We start from the raw sequence: 20,642 nt of genomic DNA, 5'->3' as shown, positions 1-20,642 counted from the left end.
CGCAACACGTCCTTGCGAGTCAGGGCGTCATCGTGCGGCGTCTGTCGCCGCCGGCAAAACTTTCGCCGCCTGTGTGCCAGCCTGGCGGCCAGTGATCGAGGTGCGAAGCCTTGAACGATATGGCGAAGAATCTGATCCTCTGGGTGGTCATCGCCATCGTGCTGATGTCCGTGTTCAGTAATTTCCAGGACACCGGCATGACCCCCGGGGAGGTCCCGTACTCGCAGTTCCTCAGCGAGGTCAAGCAGGGCGAGATCGACGAAGTCACGCTCAAGGGGCCCGTGATCCGTGGCCAGCGTGACAACGGTGAGCGGTTCAGCTCGTACAGCCCGGAGACCGATAACGGGGCCCTCATTGGCACGCTCCTCGATCATGGTGTGATCGTCGATGCCAAGCCGGAGGAGGGACGCAGCATTCTGCTGCAGATCCTCATCTCCTGGTTCCCGTTCCTGTTGCTCATCGGCGTCTGGATCTACTTCATGCGCCAGATGCAGGGCGGTGGCGGCGGCCGGGGGGCGATGTCCTTCGGCAAGAGCCGTGCGCGGATGATGTCGGACGAGCAGGTGAAGGTGACCTTCGCCGACGTCGCCGGCGTCGAGGAAGCCAAGGACGACGTGGTCGAGCTGGTGGAGTTCCTGCGAGACCCGTCCAAGTTCCAGCGTCTCGGCGGCAAGATTCCGCGCGGCGTTCTCATGGTGGGCCCGCCTGGTACGGGTAAAACGCTGTTGGCGAAGGCCATCGCCGGTGAGGCACGGGTGCCGTTCTTCACCATCTCGGGGTCGGATTTCGTCGAGATGTTCGTGGGTGTGGGCGCGTCGCGGGTACGCGACATGTTCGCTCAGGCTAAGAAACACGCGCCGTGCATCATCTTCATCGACGAGCTCGATGCGGTGGGCCGCCAGCGTGGCGCGGGCCTCGGTGGCGGTCACGACGAGCGTGAACAGACCCTCAACCAGATGCTCGTCGAGATGGATGGCTTCGAGGGGAACGAGGGCGTGATCGTCATTGCGGCGACGAACCGGCCCGACGTGCTCGACCCGGCGTTGCTGCGGCCGGGACGGTTCGACCGTCAGGTGGTCGTGCCTCTGCCTGATGTGCGCGGGCGTGAGCAGATTCTCAAAGTGCACATGTCCAAGGTACCGTTGGCCGAGGAGATCAACGCACGCGTGATCGCACGCGGCACGCCCGGATTTTCCGGCGCCGATCTCGCCAACCTCGTCAACGAGGCCTCGCTGTTCGCGGCCCGGCGGAACAAGCGGGTCGTGGATCAGCAGGATTTCGAGGACGCCAAGGACAAGATCATGATGGGCGCCGAGCGCAAGTCCATGGTCATGACCGAGGACGAGAAGAAGCTCACTGCCTATCACGAATCCGGCCACGCGATCGTCGGCCTGCTTTCGCCGGACCATGATCCGGTCCACAAGGTCACCATCATTCCGCGTGGACGTGCCCTCGGCGTGACCATGTTCCTCCCCGAAGAGGACCGCTACAGCTTTACCAAGCAGCGCCTGAACAGTCAGATCTCGAGCCTGTTTGGTGGGCGTCTGGCGGAAGAGATGATCTTCGGCCCCCAGCGGGTGACCACCGGTGCCCAGAATGACATCCAGAAAGCGACCGAGATTTCGCGCAACATGGTCACCAAGTGGGGCCTGTCGGATCGCATGGGGCCGCTCGCCTACGGCGAGGATGAGGGCGAAGTCTTCCTTGGGCACCAGGTGACCCAGCACAAGACCATCTCGGACGAGACCGCGCACGCCATCGACGAGGAGGTGCGCCGGATCATCGACGACAATTACCGGCACGCCAAGCAACTGCTCGAAGAGAACCTGGACAAACTCCACACCATGGCCGATGCGTTGATGAAGTACGAGACCATCGACCACGAGCAGATCAACGACATCATGAACGGTCGGCCGCCGCGACCGCCGCAGGGGTGGGACGGCCCCCAGAGCCCGGGTCCCAGCGGTGCCGAGAAAGGCGAACAGGAAAATGGTGGCCGCGACAAGATCGGCCGGCCCGCCAGCGAACACTGACCTTTATGGCAGTGACGAGTCTGGACTGCGGTGGGCGACCGCTGGATCTCACGTCGCCCGTGGTGATGGGCGTGCTCAATGTCACCCCCGACTCCTTTTCGGACGGGGGTGATTTCCTCTCACCCGACAGCGCGCTGTCCCGGGCCCGGGAGCTGGTCGCCGAAGGCGCCGCTATTATCGATATCGGCGGGGAGTCCACCCGACCGGGCGCGGCGGACGTGAGTGTCGACGACGAGCTGGCGCGAGTGATGCCGGTGATCGAGGCGCTCGCCGGCGAGCTCTCGGTGCCGATCTCTGTGGATACCACCAAGCCGGAAGTCATCCGCGCGGCGGCCGCGGCCGGTGCCGGCCTGATCAATGATGTCATGGCGCTTCAGCGTCCCGGCGCTCTCGACGCCGCCGTCGAGACGGGGTTGCCGGTGTGCTTGATGCATATGCGCGGCACGCCGCGCAACATGCAGCTCGATCCGCAATACGACGACGTGGTCGAGGATGTTCTCGGTTTCCTTCACGAGCGCGTCGCGACTTGCACCCAGGCGGGGATACCGGCGGAGCGCATCGTCATCGATCCGGGGTTCGGGTTTGGTAAGAGCATGACGCATAACGCCACGCTGCTCGCCAGGCTGGATGCGTTCAATGCGCTCGACCTGCCCGTATTGATCGGGCTCTCGCGTAAATCGTTCATTGGACAGATCGTCGACCGTCCGCCCAAGGAGCGGGTCGCCGGGAGCCTGGCTGCTGCGGTGCTGGCAGCGCAGGCCGGGGCGCGCATCGTGCGTACCCATGACGTGGCCGCCACGGTGGACGCGCTCACGGTGGTCGACTACGTACGCCGCGCGGGCGCGGCAGGCAGGGGGCAATGACCAGACGTTACTTTGGCACTGACGGCATCCGCGGCCGGGTCGGCGAATATCCGATCACCGCGGACTTCATGCTCAAGCTTGGCTGGGCAGCCGGGCGCGTACTGGCCGGGCGTGGTACCAATAACCAGGTGCTGATCGGCAAGGACACGCGGCTGTCGAACTACATGTTCGAGTCGGCGCTGGAGGCGGGGTTGTCCGCCGCCGGAGTCAACATCCAGCTGCTCGGGCCGATGCCGACGCCGGCGATTGCATATCTGACGAAGACACTTCAGGCCAACGCCGGGATCGTGATCAGCGCCTCGCACAACCCCCATTACGATAACGGCATCAAGTTCTTCTCCTCGCTCGGCCGCAAGCTCGACGATGCCACCGAGGAAGCGATCGAGGCACAGCTCGACAAGCAGTTGGAGACCGTGTCCTCGGAGGCCCTGGGCAAGGCCTACCGGATGGTGGATGCGACAGGCCGGTACATCGAGTTCTGCAAGCATACGATGCGGGCGGGTGTCGACCTGTCGGGGCTGCGTCTGGTGGTGGACTGCGCCAACGGCGCCGGTTATCAGGTCGCTCCGGCGGTCTTTCGTGAGCTCGGCGCGGAAGTGTTTCGTGTCGGTACCGATCCGGACGGGCTGAACATCAACGTCGACTGCGGCTCGCTGCATCCGGAGCGGCTGCGCCGCGAGGTCGCCGAACGCGGTGCCCACGCCGGTATCGCGCTCGATGGCGATGGCGACCGGGTCATCATGGTCGACGAACACGGCGAGCTGCTCGATGGCGACGACCTGCTATGGATCATTGCAGGGGAGCGTCGCGATGCCGGCGAGTTGCGCGGTCCGGTCGTAGGCACGCTCATGTCCAATCTGGGCCTCGAGCTTGCGTTGCGGGAGCTCGACGTGGCATTCGAGCGCACCAAGGTCGGCGACCGCTACGTGCTGGAGCGTCTGCTCGAGCGCGAGGGGACGCTGGGCGGTGAGTCCTCGGGGCATATCGTCTGCCTCGACCGCACCAGTACTGGTGACGGTGTGGTCTCGGCGTTGCAGGTGCTGGGCCGTGCCGTCAAGACCGGACGCTCGCTCTCGGAGCTGTGCCAGGGTATGGAGCGGCTGCCCCAGCACATGATCAATGTCCCCGTGGCCGTGCGTCGCGATCCGTGGGAGGTCGACGGCGTCGCCGAGGCGGTGCGGGAGGTCGAGGGGCAGCTTGGCGAGGCCGGGCGCGTGCTGCTGCGGCCTTCGGGCACCGAGCCGGTCGTGCGGGTGATGGTGGAAGGTCGCGAGCGCGAGACTGTCGAGCGGCTCGTCGGGCAGCTCGCTGACCGCGTCGCGGATGCGTTCGCGACCGCCCCGCAGGCGGCCGATTGATTTCCATTCGAGCCGCGGGTACCCTCTGCGGCCTGAACAGGACCGGGACGTCATAATGCGCAAACCGCTCATCGCCGGCAACTGGAAAATGAACGGCACACGCGCCAATGCTGGCGCGCTGGCACGGGCCATCCATGACGGGGCACCGTTTGCCGATGTGGAGGTGGCCGTGCTCCCGCCGTTCGTTCATTTGCCGGACGTGGTCGCGATATGTGAAGGGGGCGACGTTCGCGTCGGCGCCCAGAACGTCGCGGACCAGGCATCCGGGGCCTATACCGGCGAAGTGAGCGCTGCCATGCTGGCGGAGTTCGGTTGTCGGTATGCGTTGGTCGGTCACTCCGAGCGTCGAACGCATTACGGCGAAAGCGATGAGCTGGTGGCGAAGCGTTTCGCGGCCGCTCTCGCTGGTGGCCTGGTGCCGATATTGTGCGTCGGTGAGACGCTCGCCGAGCGTGAAGCCGGAGAAACCGAGTCGGTCATCGCGCGGCAGCTCGCCGCCGTCGTCGAGGTCGCAGGCGATGATGCGTTCGCCGATGCCGTGGTTGCCTACGAGCCGGTCTGGGCGATTGGCACCGGGCATACGGCGACGCCGGAGCAGGCGCAGGCGGTGCACGCATTCGTGCGTCAACGCGTGGCGCAGCTCGACGCCGACCACGGTGAACGGCTACGCATCCTCTACGGCGGCAGCATGAAGGCCGCCAATGCCGCTGCGCTTGTGGCCATGGAGGACGTCGATGGTGGCCTCATCGGCGGTGCGTCTCTGGTACCTGACGATTTTCTGAGTATTTGCCGCACGGCCGGTTGAGCCGGGCGGTCGAGCCATGACACGGGGCGATTAGATGTCCATTTACAGCGGGTTGCTCTCCGTCCATGTGCTGCTTTCCCTCGGCCTGATCGCCGTGGTGCTGCTTCAGCATGGCAAGGGCGCGGATGCGGGGGCGGCGTTCGGCAGCGGGGCCTCCGGAACGGTGTTCGGCTCGCGCGGATCGGCGTCGTTTCTCAGCAAGGTGACGGCGGTGATGGCCGCGGGTTTCTTCGGTACCAGCCTTGTGTTGGCGATGATGGCGGGTACCTACGACGAGACGGGCAGCGTCATGGAGGCTGGTGCGCCGGCGGTGGAAGAGCCGGCTGAAGAGGCACCCGTTGCTCCGCCCGAAGAGCCGGCGGCTCCCGCGCCTGCCGAGTAGGCTGGGCGATTGCGTCTGAGTGGGTGCTTTGCTATAGTGCACGCTCTTTCGGGCGACAGCCCGGTGGACACTTCCAGATAGCGGATGTGGTGGAACTGGTAGACACGCTGTCTTGAGGGGGCAGTGGCGAAAGCCGTGCCGGTTCGAGTCCGGCCATCCGCACCATATCTTCTCGGTTACGCGGACCGTCCGGTCCGCGGTAACTTCCTGTTTTATAAGAAGATGCAGCGCGACACGAATTTGACATAAGTGTCGCCGCTCGCCTACACTGCCGGCGGCCTGCCGCCAGGCGGGCCCTATCCTCTCGGGGCGTCATCCAGAGCGTTGGGGTAGCGGCCATGCTTGAGTCTTATCTGCCGATCCTCGTTTTCATCGCGCTCGCCGTCGGGTTGGGCGTACTGCTGCCAGCGCTCGGTTTTATCCTGGCGCCGCGGCGACCGGACGACGAAAAGCTCGCGCCATACGAGTGCGGCTTTGAGGCCTTCGAGGATTCGCGCATGCAGTTCGATGTGCGTTATTACCTCGTGGCCATTCTGTTCATCATATTCGACCTGGAGATCGCGTTCCTCTTTCCGTGGGCGATCGTGCTCGACGAGGTCGGGCTCTTCGGCTTCGCCGCCATGGCGGTGTTCGTCGGCGTTCTCCTGGTCGGGTTCCTCTACGAGTGGAGAAAGGGGGCGCTGGAATGGGAATAGAAGGCGTTCTCGAGCGGGGGTTCGTGACCACCTCCGCGGACAAGCTGATCAACTGGGCGCGAACCGGTTCGCTGTGGCCGATGACCTTCGGGCTCGCGTGCTGCGCCGTGGAAATGATGCATACCGGCGCGGCCCGTTATGACATGGACCGATTCGGTATAATCTTCCGCCCGTCGCCCCGCCAGTCCGACGTCATGATCGTCGCCGGCACGCTGGTCAACAAGATGGCGCCGGCTCTGCGTCGCGTCTATGACCAGATGCCCGAGCCCCGTTGGGTCATCTCCATGGGCTCCTGCGCCAACGGCGGCGGCTACTATCACTATTCGTATTCAGTGGTGCGCGGCTGCGATCGCATCGTGCCGGTGGATATTTACGTGCCAGGCTGTCCGCCGACGGCAGAGGCACTGCTCTACGGCATCATCCAGTTGCAGAAGAAAATCCGCCGCACCAATACCATCGCCCGCTGAGGAGAGCGCATTCTCATGGCCCTTTCCGCGGAAGAACTGGTCCGGCGCGTGCGCAACGCGCTCGGTGACCGCCTCCGGCACATTTCGGTGGCGCACGACGAAGTCGATATCGAGCTCGAGCCCGACGATCTTTACGGCGCCATGCAGGAGCTGCGTGATCGCGACGATCTCGCCTTCGCCGAGCTCATCGACATCGCGGGCGTGGACTACGGTGCCTATGGCGAAGATGAATGGATCACCCAGGAGGCAACCGGTATCGGCTTCAGCCGTGGCGTCGACGGTTTTACCACCGGGCGGCTGGGGCTGACCGGTATCTACGGTGTCCAGGAAATCCGCTCGAGCACGGGGCGGCGTTTCGCAGCCGTCTATCACCTGCTGTCGCTGACGCACAATGCGCGACTGCGGGTGCGTTGTTATGCCGCTGACGACAATTTCCCGGTCCTCGATTCGGTGGTGCCGATCTGGCGTTGTGCCGACTGGTTCGAGCGCGAGGCGTTCGATCTGTACGGTATCGTCTTCGACGGGCATCCCGACCTGCGCCGCATCCTCACGGACTACGGCTTCGTCGGCCACCCCTTCCGCAAGGACTTTCCCCTGATCGGCAACGTCGAGGTCCGCTACGACGAGGAGAAGGGGCGCGTGGTCTACGAGCCGGTGAGCATCGAGCCGCGTGTGACGGTGCCGCGGGTCATTCGCGAGGACAATCGCTACGCCGATTCCGCGGCCGGTGAGAAAGGTGGCGCCGATGCCTGAGATTAGCAGCTACACGGTAAACTTCGGGCCGCAGCATCCCGCCGCACACGGCGTGCTTCGCCTCGTCCTCGAGATGGACGGCGAGACGGTTCGCCGCGCGGACCCGCACATCGGGCTGTTGCACAGGGCGACGGAAAAGCTCGCCGAGACCAAGCCTTTCAATCACAGCATCGGCTACATGGACCGTCTCGACTACGTGTCCATGATGTGCAACGAGCACGCCTACGTGCTCGCCATCGAGAAGCTGCTCGGGGTCACGCCACCGGAGCGCGCCCAGTACATTCGGGTGATGTTCGATGAGATCACCCGGATCCTCAATCACTTGCTGTGGATCGGTGCGCACGGGCTGGACGTGGGTGCGATGACCGTATTCCTTTATGCGTTCCGCGAGCGCGAAGAGCTCATGGACGTCTACGAGGCGGTCAGCGGCGCACGCCTGCACGCGACCTACTATCGCCCGGGCGGCGTCAACCGTGACCTGCCCCGGCAGATGTCGTGCTACGAGCCGTCCCCGCACCGCAGCGAGGCCGACTTGAAACGCCTCAACCGCGACCGCCAGGGCTCGATGCTCGACTTCATCGAAGCCTTTTGCGAGCGCTTCCCGGGCGTCATCGACGAGTTCGAAACGCTGCTCACGGACAATCGCATCTGGAAGCAGCGCCTGGTGGACGTCGCCGTCGTGCCGCCGGAGCGCGCTCTGCAGCTGGGCTTTACCGGACCGATGCTGCGCGGCTCCGGCGTCGAGTGGGATTTGCGCAAGAAGCAACCCTACGAGGTCTACGACCGCATGGACTTCGACATCCCGGTGGGTACCAACGGCGATTGCTATGACCGCTACCTGGTGCGTATCGAGGAAATGCGTCAGTCCGTGCGCATCATCAAGCAGTGTGCGCGGTGGCTGCAGCACAACGAGGGGCCGGTGCGGCTGGAGGACCACAAGGTCACACCGCCCACCCGCGAGCAGATGAAGGACGACATGGAGTCCCTCATTCACCACTTCAAGCTCTTCACCGAGGGTTACACCGTGCCTGCCGGTGAGGTGTACGCGGCGGTGGAGGCGCCCAAAGGGGAGTTCGGCGCGTACATCGTCTCCGACGGTGCCAACAAGCCGTACCGGCTGAAGCTGCGCGCGCCCGGGTTTCCACACATGGCGGCGATGGACGAGATGGTTCGCGGACACATGCTCGCTGACGTGGTCACCGTCATGGGCACGATGGACATCGTATTCGGGGAGGTCGACCGGTGAGCGCCGAGCGTCTGGCAGACAAGCATCTAACCCCCCACCAGCGCGAGGAGATCGATCACTGGCTCGCCAAGTACCCCGATGACGAGAAGGGGCGGCGCTCGGCAGTGATTCCTGCGTTGCACATCGCCCAGGAGGGCAATGGCGGCTGGCTGTCCCGCGAGCTCGTCGACGCCGTCGCCGATTACTTGGGCTTGCCGCCGGTGAAGGTTTATGAGGTGGCGACGTTCTACTCCATGTTCGACACCCAGCCGGTGGGCCGCCACAAGGTCAATGTCTGCACGAATATCTCGTGCATGCTCTGCGGCGGCGAAGAGTTGCTCGAGCATATCGAGCGCAAGCTCGGTATCAAGGTCGGCGAAACCACGCCGGACGGGCGCATCACCCTCAAGCAGGAGGATGAGTGCCTGGCGGGATGCACCGGCGCGCCCATGATGCTGGTGGACGAGGAGTACCACACGCACCTCACGCCGGAAAAAGCCGACCAAATCCTGGATAACCTGGAGTAGCCATGGCAAACGAGGTCTGCTACGCGACGCTCCAATTCGACGAGCCCTGGACGCTGGAGAACTACCTCAAGGTCGGTGGCTACCAGGCACTGAAGCGAGTGCTCGCCGATGGCATGTCCCGTGAGGATGTCATCGAGGAAGTCAAGAAGTCGTCGCTGCGCGGCCGCGGCGGGGCGGGATTTCCCGCGGGCATGAAGTGGAGCTTCATGCCCAAGGACGCGCCGGGGGCGAAGTACCTGCTCTGTAACTCCGATGAGTCCGAGCCGGGGACCTGCAAGGATCGCGATATCCTGCGCTACAACCCCCACGCGCTTATCGAGGGCATGGTCATCGCCGGCTATGCCATGGGCGCGACCCACGGCTACAACTACCTCCGCGGCGAGTTCATGAAGGAGCCGTTCGAGCGCATGGAGCAGGCCCTCGCCGAAGCCCGCGAGCAGGGCTATGTGGGCGAGAACATTCTTGGTTCCGGATTCGACTTCGAGCTCTACAACCACATCGGCGCCGGTGCTTACATCTGCGGCGAAGAATCGGCGCTGATGGAGTCGCTAGAGGGCAAGAAGGGCCAGCCGCGCAACAAGCCGCCGTTTCCCGCGCAGTTCGGCGTCTACGGCCGGCCGACGACCATCAACAACACCGAGACCCTCGCCTCGGTCCCGTCCGTCATCCGCAACGGGGCCGACTGGTTCCTGGATCTGGGTATCCCCAACGCCGGCGGTACCAAGATCTTCTCCGTTTCGGGGCACGTGGCCAAGCCGGGCAACTTCGAGATCCCGCTGGGCACGCCGTTCAAGGATCTCCTCGAGATGGCTGGGGGCATGCGCGAGGGGCGCCGGCTCAAGGCGGTGATCCCGGGCGGATCCTCCATGCCCATGCTCCCGGCGGAGACCATGATGGAGCTGACCATGGACTACGACGCCATCCAGAAGGCCGGATCCGGCCTCGGCTCGGGGGCGGTCGTGGTCATGGACGAGACCACCGACATGGTCAAGGCGATCCTGCGCATCTCCCGGTTCTACTACGCGGAGTCCTGTGGCCAGTGCACCCCGTGCCGTGAAGGCACAGGCTGGATGCACCGGGTGATCAAGCGTATTTACGAGGGTCGCGGGCGGTCGGAGGACCTCGAGCTGCTCGAAGCCGCGGCAGGGCAAATCGCCGGGCATACGATCTGCGCCTTCGGCGAGGCGGCGGCCTGGCCCGTGCAGGGCGTGCTCAAGCACTGGCGGCACGAGTTCGAGTACTACATCGAGCACAAGCGCTCCATGGTCGAGGCGGCAGCATGAACGCGAAGGTCGAGGACACCAAGCCGAACACCGTGACCGTGACCATCGACGGTCGCGAGATCGAGGCCCCGAAGGGTGCGAGCATCATTCAGGTGGCCGATGAGCAGGGAATCGACATCCCGCGCTTTTGCTACCATCGCAAGCTCTCCGCCCCGGCGAACTGCCGCATGTGCCTCGTCGACGTGGAAATGAACGGTCGTCCGGCGCCGAAGCCGCTGCCGGCCTGTGCCACGGCGGTTGGCGATGGCATGGTGGTGGCGACGCAGTCGGAGCGCGCGCTCAAGGCGCAGCGCGGGGTGATGGAGTTCCTGCTCATCAACCATCCGCTGGACTGCCCGATCTGCGATCAGGGTGGGGAGTGCGAGCTTCAGGACGTCTCCATGGGCTATGGGCGGAGCGTTTCCCGCTTCGTCGAGCGCAAGCGCGTCGTCAAGGACGAGGACCTTGGGCCGCTGGTGGCCACGGAGATGACGCGCTGCATCCATTGCACCCGCTGCGTGCGCTTCCTCGACGAAATCGCCGGAACCTCCGAGCTTGGCGGCATGTTCCGGGGCGAGCACACTGAGATCGGTACCTGGGTGGGGCGCGGGGTTCACTCGGAGCTATCCGGCAACATCATCGACCTCTGCCCCGTCGGTGCGCTTACCAACAAGCCCTTCCGCTTCCGCGCCCGCGCCTGGGAGATGCTCAGTCACCCTTCGGTGAGCCCCCATGATGCCATTGGCGCGAACGTGAACCTCCATCACGTGCGCGGCACCGTCAAGCGTATCGTTCCGCGGGAGAACGAGGCGGTCAACGAAACCTGGATCGCCGATCGCGACCGCTACAGCTACGAGGGCATCTACAGCGAAGACCGCTTGCAGCGGCCGCTGGTCAAGGACAATGGCGAGTGGCGCGAGACCGACTGGGAAACGGCCCTGGAGCGCGCGGTCGAGGGCCTGCGCGGCATCATTTCCCGCCACGGCAGCGACGGGCTCGGCGCGCTGGTCTCCCCGAGCGCGACCACCGAGGAGATGTACCTGCTCGCCCGCCTGATGCGCGCGCTGGGCAGCGATCACATCGATCATCGCCTGCGCCAGGCGGATTTCCGGGATGACGACCGGGCACCGGCCTGGCCTTACCTCGGCCTGTCGATCGCCGAGATCGAACGACTCGATGCGGCGCTGGTGGTCGGCGGTTACACGCGCTGGGAGCAGCCGCTGCTCAACCTGCGCCTGCGCAAGGCCGCATGCGCCGGCGGCCGGATCATGTTCGCCAACCCGCGCGCGTTCGACTGGAATTACGAACCGGCCGAGGAGCTCGTGACGCCGGCTTCAACGTTGACCCGCGAGGTGGCGGCGATCGCCGCGGCCGCCGCGGAGCAGTCGGAGGCGGCGCTGCCGGAATGGACCGGGTGCTATGACGTCACGGTCACCGATCGCCATCGGGGAATTGCCGAGGCTCTGCGATCCGGCGATCGCAAAGCGGTGTTCACCGGTGGGCTTGTGGAGGGACATCCAGCCGGTTCCGAACTGCGAGCCCTCGCGGCATTGATCGCGGAGCTGACCGGCGCGACGTTCGGTGTTCTCACCAGTGGGGCCAACAGTGCCGGTGGATGGCTTGCCGGCGCCGTGCCGCACCGCGCGGTTGGCGGTCGCAAGGCCGGTGGTGAGACCGCGGACGGGATGCTCGCCGCCGGCAAACCCGGGTTCGTGACCTTCGGCCTCGAGCCCGAGCACGACTTCCGGGACGGCGCGGGTGGTACCCGGGCGCTGGCGGAGGCGGAGTTCACCCTGGCGTTCTCGCCCTGGGTGACGGAAGCGATGAAGGCCTGGGCCGATGTCATCCTGCCGGTGGCCACGTTCGGCGAGACCGCCGGCACTTTCGTCAACGCCCAGGGCGATTGGCAGACTTTCGCCGGCGTCGGCCGTCCGGTCGGCGAGGCGCGTCCGGGCTGGCGTGTGCTGCGTGTGCTCGGCAATCTGCTCGGTCTGGAAGGCTTCGACTACCAGGCACCGGATGAGATCCACGTGGAGGTTCGCGAGCGCGCGGCGACTGCGACTCCGGGCGGTGACGCCTGGCGCGGTGCCGTGGCGGAGCCGGTGCGTCTGGAAGGGTTGCTGCGCGTCGGTGGTGTCGCTCTCTATGGTACGGATCCGCTCGTTCGGCGCGGCCAGGCATTGCAGCGTACGCCGCAGGCGCGGGGTGCGGTCGCAGCGGTAGCGCCGCAGACCGCACAGGCACTGGATGTCGCTGACGGCGATTGGGTGATGGTCACCCAGGGCGGTGTCGAACGCCGTCTGCCGCTTGCGGTGGACGACGCCGTACCCGCCGATACCGTCTGGGTGGACAGCGGCGTCGAGGGCAGCGAGGGGCTTGGCCCGATTATCGGCGAGGTGAAGCTGGCCCGCGCATAGGGCTGTTGACATGGCCCCGGGCGCCGCGTGCTCGGGACACGACAACAGGCCCTGATTCGGTCGCGCGGACTGCAACCGGAGAACAAGCGAGAAAGGCATGTCGGAAATCATCGAACTGGCGTGGATACTCGCCAAGATCGTGGCATTGCTGGTGCCCCTGCTGCTTGCCGTGGCGTACATGACTTACGCCGAGCGCAAGGTGATCAGCTGGATCCAGCTGCGCCGCGGCCCCAATCGCGTGGGCTTTTACGGATTGCTGCAGCCGATCGCCGACGCGCTGAAGCTCATGCTCAAGGAGATCGTGCTGCCGCAGAGCGCCAATCGCGGTCTGTTCGTGCTTGCCCCCATGCTCTCGATCATGCCGGCACTGGCCGTATGGGCGGTGCTGCCGGTGGGAGACGGTCTCGTCATCGCGGACATCAACGCGGGCCTGCTGTACGTGCTCGCGATGGCGTCGCTGGGCGTCTACGGCATTATCCTCGGTGGCTGGGCGTCCAACTCGAAGTACGCGCTGCTCGGGGCACTGCGAGCCGGTGCCCAGGTGGTGTCTTACGAGATTGCCATGGGCTTTGCGCTGGTGGGTGTGCTCATGGCTGCCGGCAGCCTCAACATCAGCGAGATCGTGGAGGCGCAGCAGGGGCCGATCTGGAACTGGTTCTGGCTGCCGCTGCTGCCGCTATTCATCGTTTACTGGATTTCCGGTGTGGCGGAGACCAACCGCCTGCCGTTCGACGTCGCCGAGGGCGAGTCCGAGATCGTCGCCGGCTTTCACGTGGAATACTCGGGCATGGCGTTCGCCGTCTTCTTCCTGGCCGAGTACGCGAACATGATCATGATCTCCGGCCTTGCCGCGATCATGTTCCTGGGGGGGTGGTACTCGCCATTCCATGGGCTGCCGCTGCTGGGTCCGATCTTCGACGTGGTACCGGGGATCATCTGGTTCTGCCTCAAGGCCGCGTTCTTCCTGTTCTGCTACATCTGGTTCCGCGGCACTTTCCCGCGCTATCGCTACGACCAGATCATGCGCCTGGGCTGGAAGGTCCTGATCCCCGTAACCGTGGTCTGGCTGGTCGTCGAATCGGTGTTCATCCTCACCGGGTTCGGCCCGTGGTTCTAGGACCTGTCAAAAGGCCCCAATAAGCTGGAGGCTTACATGCAAGCAGTGCGCGACTTCTTCAACAGCTTCCTGCTGGTGGAGCTGGTCAAGGGTCTGAAGCTCACCGGCCGGCACCTGTTTGACGACAAGTACACGATCGAGTATCCGGACGAGCGGGCGCCGCAGTCACCGCGCTTTCGCGGGCGGCATGCGCTGCGCCGTTATCCCAACGGCGAAGAGCGTTGCATCGCCTGCAAGCTCTGCGAGGCCGTGTGCCCGGCGCTGGCCATCACGATCGAGTCCGAGCCCCGCGAGGACGGTACGCGCCGGACCACGCGCTACGACATAGACCTGTTCAAGTGCATTTACTGCGGCTTCTGCGAGGAGTCCTGCCCGGTGGACTCCATCGTCGAGACGCGCGTGTTCGAGTATCACTTCGAGGAGCGCGGCGAGCAGATCGTGCACAAGAACGAGCTGCTCGCCTTCGGCGACGAGTACGAGGAACAGCTGGCCCGGGATCGCGCGGCCGACGCCCCGTACCGGTAGGCACCGGCGGGCAAATCCCCCAACAGGGCATGCTTGGTAACCGTTAACCGGCCCTAGGAAGCAGGCGACGTGATTGAGCTGATCATCTTCTACCTATTCGCGGCGGTGCTGATCTTCGCAGCCACCATGGTCATCACCGCGCGCAATCCGGTGCACTCGGCACTCTTTCTGGTGCTGGCGTTCTTCAACAGCGGCGTGCTGTGGCTGATGGCGCAGGCCGAGTTCCTGGGAATCGCACTGGTGCTCGTCTACGTCGGCGCGGTCATGGTGCTGTTCCTGTTCGTGGTGATGATGCTCGACATCAATCTGGCGCCGCTGCGCGAAGGTTTCGCCCGCTATCTGCCCATCGGCGCGATGGTGGGTGTCGCCATGCTGCTGGAGATGCTGCTGGTGGTGGGCTCGGGGCAGCTCGGGGCGGTGGGCCTCGCCGAAGGTGGCGAAACGCTCGGGGGGGTCGGTACCGATGTAAGCAATACCGCGCTTATCGGTAATGTGCTCTACACCGTTTACGTTTATCCCTTCGAGGTCGCGTCGGTGGTGCTGCTGCTCGCGATCGTCGCCGCGATCATGCTCACCCTGCGCCGGCGCGAGGGTACCAAGCACCAGGATGTCGCCCGTCAGGTACGGGTGCGCAAGGACCAGCGGCTCCGCCTGGTGCGCATGAGCGCAGACAAACACGAGTAAACGAATAATCCCACGACCGTCGGGACGCAGACATGCTGGAACTGTCGCATTATCTGGTGCTCGGGGCGATCCTGTTCAGCCTCGGTGTCGCCGGCATCTTTCTCAACCGCAAGAACGCTCTGATCCTGTTGATGTCGATCGAGCTCATCCTGCTGGCGGTGAATTTCAACTTCATCGCCTTCTCGAGCGCTCTCGGCGACATTCACGGACAGGTATTCGTGTTCTTCATCCTCACCGTGGCTGCGGCGGAATCGGCCATCGGCCTGGCCATCCTCGTGGTGCTTTTCCGCAACCGCGACACGATCAATGTGGGCGACCTGGACAGCATGAAGGGCTGAGCGCATGCAGACCGTATATATCGCCATCATCCTGGCACCGCTGATCGGTGCCGCGATCGCCGGCCTGTTTGGTCAACGCATTGGGCGTACCGGTGCTCACAGGCTGACTATCGCCGCGGTGGGGTTGTCCTGCCTGCTATCCTTCGTGACGTTGATCGGCCTGCTCACCGGTTCGGTGGCGCCGTTCGACGGGGCGCTCTACACCTGGGCCGCCATCGACGGCCTCACGCTCGAGGTGGGCGTGCTCGTCGACCGGCTCACGGCGATGATGATGGTCGTGGTGACCTTCGTCTCGCTCATGGTCCACATCTACACCATCGGCTACATGGCCGATGACGAGCACAACTGGCCCGAGGCAAGCGGTGCCGGACGTGCGAGCTACCAGCGCTTCTTCAGCTACATCAACCTGTTCACCTTCTCCATGCTGATGCTGGTGATGGCGAACAATTTCCTGCAGCTGTTCTTCGGCTGGGAGGCGGTGGGTCTTGTCTCCTATCTGCTCATTGGCTTCTGGCTCAACCGCCCGACGGCGGTATTCGCGAACCTTAAGGCCTTTCTGGTCAACCGGGTCGGGGATTTCGGCTTCCTGCTCGGGATCGCCACCGTCTGGATGTATTACGGCAGCCTCGATTACGCGGCGGTGTTCGACACGGCACAGTCTCTCCCGGCTCAGACCATGTCACTGTTCGGCGGTGAGATGATGGTGGCGAGCGTGGCCTGTGTATTGTTGTTCATCGGCGCGATGGGCAAATCCGCGCAGGTGCCGCTGCACGTCTGGTTGCCTGACTCCATGGAAGGCCCGACGCCGATCTCCGCGTTGATCCACGCGGCCACCATGGTGACCGCGGGCATCTTCATGGTGGCGCGCATGTCGCCGCTCTACGAGCTCTCCGAGGTCGCGCTGTCGCTCATTCTCGTCATCGGTGCGCTCACCGCGTTCTTCATGGGGCTCGTCGGGCTGGTGCAGAACGACATCAAGCGGGTGATCGCGTATTCCACACTCTCGCAGCTCGGCTACATGTTCGTTGCGCTGGGTGCCTCCGCGTATGCCGCTGGCGTCTTCCACCTGATGACACACGCGTTCTTCAAGGCGCTGCTGTTCCTGGGGGCGGGCTCGGTCATCATCGCCATGCACCACAAGCAGGACATGTCGGAGATGGGCGGGTTGCGCCGTTACATGCCGGTGACCTACTGGACCATGCTGATCGGTTCTCTGGCGCTCATCGGTACACCGTTCTTCTCCGGTTACTACTCCAAGGACGCCATTATCGAGGCAGCGCACCTCGCTGCCGAGGCCGGGCGTCCGGGGGCCGGGTTCGCTTACTGGTGCGTGCTGCTCGGCGTGTTCGTCACCGCGCTGTATTCGTTCCGGTTGTTCTTCATGGTGTTCCACGGCCGCGAGCGCATGGACGAGCACACCCGCGAGCACCTACACGAGAGCCCGCGTGTGGTCACGGTTCCGCTGATTTTGCTGGCGATTCCGTCGGTGGCGATCGGATTGTTCACGACGGGGCCGATGCTGTTCGGCGACTACTTCGGCGGTTCCCTGTTCGTGGCTGAAGGCAATGACGTGCTCGCGGAAATGGGCGCACATGTCTGGCACGGCCCCATCTCGTTCGGGTTTCACGCGCTCGTGAATCCGGCATTCTGGCTGGCTTTGGCCGGTGTCGTGGTGGCCTGGCTGCTGTACTTCCGGCGCCCTGATCTGCTGCCTGGCGTGCGTGACCGCTTGGCACCGGTGCAGAGGGTGCTCGAGCGCAAGTACGGCTTCGACGAGCTGTGGATCAACGGGTTCGCCGCCACCGGTCGCGGCATTGGCCGGGCGCTGTGGAAAGGCGGGGATGTCGGTCTCATCGACGGTGTGCTGATCCATGGAACCGTGCGCGTGATCGGCCGTATGGCGGCGACCTTGCGGGGCGTCCAGTCGGGTTACCTGTACCACTATGCCTTCGCCATGATCATCGGCCTGCTGATTCTGATGACGTGGCTACTGGGAACGACCCGGGGCTGGTTCGCGTGATGCGCTGCGCTGATAGCCCCGCCTTGAGCGGATCTCGATCCATCGACGGCAAGGAACGGACGAATGTTTGAAGGTTGGCCTCTGCTGAGCCTGCTCATCTGGCTGCCCATCCTGGGCGGTGTCGCGGTGATGGTGACCGGCGAACGGGCACCGGAGTTCACTCGCCGTCTGGCGCTCGGCGTGAGTGCGGTGACGTTCGTGCTGAGCCTGGCGCTGTGGGGTGAATTCGAGACCGGCACCGCGGCGATGCAGTTCGTGGAGCGGGCGGCGTGGATCGAGACCTTCGGCGTCGAGTATTACCTGGGAATCGACGGCATCTCCCTGCCGCTGATCCTGCTCACCACCTTCGCCACGGTGCTGGTGGTGATCGCCGGTTGGGAAGTGATCCGTTACAAGCCGCAGCAATACCTCGCCGCCTTTCTGGTGATGGAAGGCATCATGGTGGGTGTGTTCAGCGCCCTCGACGCCATCCTGTTCTACGTATTCTGGGAGGCGATGCTGATCCCCATGTTCCTCATCATCGGGATATGGGGCGGGCCTAACCGCATTTACGCGACGCTCAAATTCTTCCTGTACACCTTCCTCGGCTCCGTGCTGATGCTGGTGGCGCTGATTTATCTCCAGTTCCAGGCCGATAGCTTCTCGATTCTGGACTTCTACGGCCTGGGCCTCGCGCCGGGGGTTCAGGTGCTGCTGTTCCTGGCCTTCCTCGCCGCATTCGCCGTGAAGGTGCCGATGTGGCCGGTGCACACCTGGCTGCCGGATGCACACGTGGAGGCTCCGACCGGCGGCTCGGTGATTCTGGCGGCGATCATGCTGAAAATCGGCGGCTATGGCTTCCTCCGCTTCAGCCTCCCGATCACACCCGGGGCGAGCCTGGAGCTGGATTGGCTGATGATCGCCCTGTCGTTGATTGCGGTGGTCTACATCGGCCTGGTGGCGATCGTGCAGGAGGACATGAAGAAGCTCATCGCCTATTCCTCGGTCGCCCACATGGGCTTCGTCACGCTCGGTTTCTTCGCCATTTTCGGGATCGCGGCGAATACCGGCGCGGGTGACAGCGGCGTGGTGCTCGCGCTGGAGGGCGGGGCCGTGCAGATGATCTCCCACGGCTTCGTCTCCGCGGCGATGTTCCTGTGCGTCGGCGTGCTCTACGACCGTATGCACACGCGCATGATTCGTGATTATGGCGGGGTCGCCAACCGGATGCCGGTGTTTGCCGGGTTCTTCGTGCTCTTCGCCATGGCGAACGCGGGGCTGCCCGGCACCTCGGGCTTCGTCGGCGAGTTCATGGTGATCCTGGCGGCGTTCAAGGCCGATTTCTGGTTCGCTTTCCTCGCCGCCACCACGCTGGTACTGGCGGCGGGCTATACGCTGTGGATGATCAAGCGGGTCGTCTACGGTGAGGTGGCCAACGAGGAGGTCGCTGCGCTGTCGGACGTGAGCCGGCGTGAGTTCCTGGTCCTCGGCGTGCTGGCGCTGGCCGTGCTCGCGCTCGGTATCTGGCCGCAGCCACTGGTCGAGGTCATGGAGCCATCGCTGCAGGCGCTGGCCGAACGTGTGATGGCGGGCGGCTGACGCCCACGGGATTGAACGGGACGGCACGTCCAACGGAACCGGTTTGAGGGTAACTATGACGTTCGTGATGCCGAATTTCTCCCTGGCGCTTCCGGAGCTGTGGCTGTTCGCCATGCTCTGCGTGGTGCTGGTGGTGGACCTGTTCGCCCGGGGCAAGGAGAGCGCGCCGGCGTTCTACCTGGTCCAGGTCACGCTGCTCGTGGCCATGTGGCTCGCAGTGCAGGCGCAATGGGGCGAGAACGTGGTGGATTTCAACGGCACCTATGCCGCCGACAGCCTGGCGGCGGTGTTGAAGGTCGCCATCGCCGCGTTCGCGTTCCTCGCTTTCGCCTATAGCCGCGACTACCTGCGTCAACGCGGGCTGCTGCGGGGCGAGTTCTATCTCATCGGCCTGTTCGGCGTGCTCGGCGGCTTCGTCATCTCCTCGGCGGCGAACATGCTCACGCTGTATCTGGGCCTGGAGCTGATGTCGCTCTCGCTCTATGCCATGGTCGCTTTCGACCGTGACAGCCGCATCGCCTCCGAGGCGGCGCTGAAGTACTTCGTGCTCGGCGCGCTGTCTTCCGGCATGCTGCTCTACGGCATGTCGATGATCTATGGCGGCGCCGGCAGCCTCGAGTTCGCGACTATCGCCCAGGCGGCGGCAAGTGGTGATGACAACCTGCTGCTCGGCTTCGGCCTGACGTTCGCGCTCGTCGGGGTGGCCTTCAAGTTCGGTGCCGTGCCGTTCCACATGTGGGTCCCCGATGTTTATCAGGGGGCGGCGACACCGACGACGATGTTCATCGGTACCGTCTCGAAGATCGCGGCCGTGCCGTTGTTCCTGCGCCTCATCGCCGGCGGCCTCGGTGAGCTGCACGGCGACTGGCAGGTGATGGCGATGATGGTCGCGGTGGCCTCGCTCGCCGTTGGCTCGTTGTTCGCGCTGGTGCAGACGAATTTCAAGCGCCTGCTCGCGTATTCGACCATCGCGCATATCGGCTTTCTGTTTCTCGGTTTCATTGCCGGCAACGACGAGGGCTATGCGGCGGCACTGTTCTATGCCATCAGCTACTCGCTCATGGCGGCAGCGGCGTTCGGCATGATCATCGTACTTTCGCGTCGGGACGACGAGGCCGAGCGCATCGATGATCTCTCCGGTCTCAACGACCGCAGTACCGGCATGGCGCTGGTGATGCTGCTGGTCATGTTCTCGATGACGGGCGTGCCCGGTACCGTGGGTTTCTATGCCAAGTGGGCCGTTCTCAAGGCCGTGGTGGACGCGGGCCACGTGTGGCTGGCGGTGGTGGCGGTGCTGTTCGCGGTCATCAGTGCCTTCTACTATCTTCGGGTGCTCAAGGCCGTGTATTTCGAGCGCATCGAAGGACATGCTCACGCCGTGCCGGCCTCCACGGCGGTGCGGTGGGTCTGTGGCCTCAACGGGGCCGCCATTCTCGCCCTGGGGATCTTTCCGGGCTGGCTGTTTGCCGTCTGCCGCGCCGCATTCGCTGGTTAGTCTCGCGGATCAGGGGAATCAGGGAGTCCTTTCCAATCCAGAGATGAGCCTGAACGGGCGATGGTGAGAGCGCCATCAGGCGGCCGGAGTTTGGGCCT

The 20,642-nt window shown here is 64.5% G+C and carries 19 protein-coding genes and 1 tRNA gene; all 20 read left to right on the top strand.

Going from position 1 to position 20,642, the window contains the following annotated elements; genetic code table 11:
* Positions 1 to 119 precede the first annotated feature (119 nt).
* Positions 120 to 2,033, top strand: a complete 1,914-nt coding sequence (gene ftsH / locus ACPEES_RS20190; RefSeq protein ID WP_435105642.1) for an ATP-dependent zinc metalloprotease FtsH — start codon at positions 120 to 122, stop codon at positions 2,031 to 2,033.
* A 5-nt stretch (positions 2,034 to 2,038) separates the two neighbouring features.
* The gene (gene folP, locus ACPEES_RS20185; RefSeq protein WP_435105639.1) at positions 2,039 to 2,896 is read left to right on the top strand and encodes a dihydropteroate synthase; all 858 of its coding nucleotides are present in this window, start codon (positions 2,039 to 2,041) and stop codon (positions 2,894 to 2,896) included.
* A complete protein-coding gene (gene glmM, locus ACPEES_RS20180) occupies positions 2,893 to 4,254 on the top strand; it encodes a phosphoglucosamine mutase (RefSeq protein WP_435105636.1) in 1,362 nt (453 codons plus the stop codon). The genes folP and glmM overlap by 4 nt, the downstream gene beginning before the upstream one ends.
* 55 nt (positions 4,255 to 4,309) lie before the next feature.
* On the top strand, positions 4,310 to 5,059 hold the full coding sequence (gene tpiA / locus ACPEES_RS20175; protein ID WP_435105634.1) for a triose-phosphate isomerase: 750 nt from the start codon (positions 4,310 to 4,312) through the stop codon (positions 5,057 to 5,059).
* Between the two features lie 34 nt (positions 5,060 to 5,093).
* A complete protein-coding gene (gene secG, locus ACPEES_RS20170) occupies positions 5,094 to 5,441 on the top strand; it encodes a preprotein translocase subunit SecG (RefSeq protein WP_435105632.1) in 348 nt (115 codons plus the stop codon).
* An 80-nt stretch (positions 5,442 to 5,521) separates the two neighbouring features.
* Positions 5,522 to 5,606: transfer RNA gene (locus ACPEES_RS20165), tRNA-Leu, on the top strand.
* A gap of 173 nt (positions 5,607 to 5,779) precedes the next feature.
* Positions 5,780 to 6,136, top strand: a complete 357-nt coding sequence (locus ACPEES_RS20160) for an NADH-quinone oxidoreductase subunit A (protein ID WP_435105630.1) — start codon at positions 5,780 to 5,782, stop codon at positions 6,134 to 6,136.
* A complete protein-coding gene (locus ACPEES_RS20155) occupies positions 6,127 to 6,603 on the top strand; it encodes a NuoB/complex I 20 kDa subunit family protein (RefSeq protein ID WP_435105628.1) in 477 nt (158 codons plus the stop codon). The genes ACPEES_RS20160 and ACPEES_RS20155 overlap by 10 nt, the downstream gene beginning before the upstream one ends.
* Before the next feature lie 15 nt (positions 6,604 to 6,618).
* Positions 6,619 to 7,356 carry an NADH-quinone oxidoreductase subunit C gene (locus tag ACPEES_RS20150; protein ID WP_435105626.1) on the top strand — a complete coding sequence of 246 codons (738 nt, stop codon included), beginning with the start codon at positions 6,619 to 6,621 and terminating at the stop codon, positions 7,354 to 7,356.
* Entirely contained in the window at positions 7,349 to 8,602 is a 1,254-nt protein-coding gene (locus ACPEES_RS20145; protein ID WP_435105623.1) for an NADH-quinone oxidoreductase subunit D, read from the top strand. Before ACPEES_RS20150 ends, ACPEES_RS20145 begins: the two co-directional genes overlap by 8 nt.
* Entirely contained in the window at positions 8,599 to 9,108 is a 510-nt protein-coding gene (gene nuoE, locus ACPEES_RS20140; RefSeq protein ID WP_435105621.1) for an NADH-quinone oxidoreductase subunit NuoE, read from the top strand. The genes ACPEES_RS20145 and nuoE overlap by 4 nt, the downstream gene beginning before the upstream one ends.
* Before the next feature lie 2 nt (positions 9,109 to 9,110).
* Positions 9,111 to 10,391: an NADH-quinone oxidoreductase subunit NuoF gene (gene nuoF / locus ACPEES_RS20135; RefSeq protein ID WP_435105619.1), complete on the top strand. Its 1,281-nt coding sequence runs from the start codon at positions 9,111 to 9,113 to the stop codon at positions 10,389 to 10,391.
* Positions 10,388 to 12,787: an NADH-quinone oxidoreductase subunit NuoG gene (nuoG, locus tag ACPEES_RS20130; protein WP_435105617.1), complete on the top strand. Its 2,400-nt coding sequence runs from the start codon at positions 10,388 to 10,390 to the stop codon at positions 12,785 to 12,787. Before nuoF ends, nuoG begins: the two co-directional genes overlap by 4 nt.
* A 97-nt stretch (positions 12,788 to 12,884) precedes the next feature.
* A complete protein-coding gene (gene nuoH / locus ACPEES_RS20125) occupies positions 12,885 to 13,904 on the top strand; it encodes an NADH-quinone oxidoreductase subunit NuoH (RefSeq protein ID WP_435105615.1) in 1,020 nt (339 codons plus the stop codon).
* A 36-nt stretch (positions 13,905 to 13,940) separates the two neighbouring features.
* A complete protein-coding gene (gene nuoI, locus ACPEES_RS20120) occupies positions 13,941 to 14,429 on the top strand; it encodes an NADH-quinone oxidoreductase subunit NuoI (RefSeq protein ID WP_435105613.1) in 489 nt (162 codons plus the stop codon).
* Positions 14,430 to 14,501: 72 nt separating this feature from the next.
* Positions 14,502 to 15,113: an NADH-quinone oxidoreductase subunit J gene (locus tag ACPEES_RS20115; protein ID WP_435105661.1), complete on the top strand. Its 612-nt coding sequence runs from the start codon at positions 14,502 to 14,504 to the stop codon at positions 15,111 to 15,113.
* A gap of 32 nt (positions 15,114 to 15,145) precedes the next feature.
* Positions 15,146 to 15,451, top strand: a complete 306-nt coding sequence (gene nuoK / locus ACPEES_RS20110) for an NADH-quinone oxidoreductase subunit NuoK (protein ID WP_018717698.1) — start codon at positions 15,146 to 15,148, stop codon at positions 15,449 to 15,451.
* 4 nt (positions 15,452 to 15,455) lie between these two features.
* A complete protein-coding gene (nuoL, locus tag ACPEES_RS20105) occupies positions 15,456 to 17,471 on the top strand; it encodes an NADH-quinone oxidoreductase subunit L (RefSeq protein WP_435105611.1) in 2,016 nt (671 codons plus the stop codon).
* Between the two features lie 63 nt (positions 17,472 to 17,534).
* Complete coding sequence (locus ACPEES_RS20100; protein WP_435105609.1) at positions 17,535 to 19,049, top strand: NADH-quinone oxidoreductase subunit M; 1,515 nt, start codon at positions 17,535 to 17,537, stop codon at positions 19,047 to 19,049.
* 55 nt (positions 19,050 to 19,104) lie between these two features.
* The gene (nuoN, locus tag ACPEES_RS20095; RefSeq protein ID WP_435105607.1) at positions 19,105 to 20,544 is read left to right on the top strand and encodes an NADH-quinone oxidoreductase subunit NuoN; all 1,440 of its coding nucleotides are present in this window, start codon (positions 19,105 to 19,107) and stop codon (positions 20,542 to 20,544) included.
* The last annotated feature ends 98 nt before the right edge of the window (positions 20,545 to 20,642 follow it).

The organism is Arhodomonas sp. AD133, from assembly GCF_051195215.1.
In the GTDB taxonomy this organism is placed as follows: Bacteria; Pseudomonadota; Gammaproteobacteria; order Nitrococcales; family Nitrococcaceae; genus Arhodomonas.
Note: the sequence above shows the minus strand (reverse complement) of the source record. Positions and strands in the feature narration are given on the sequence as shown.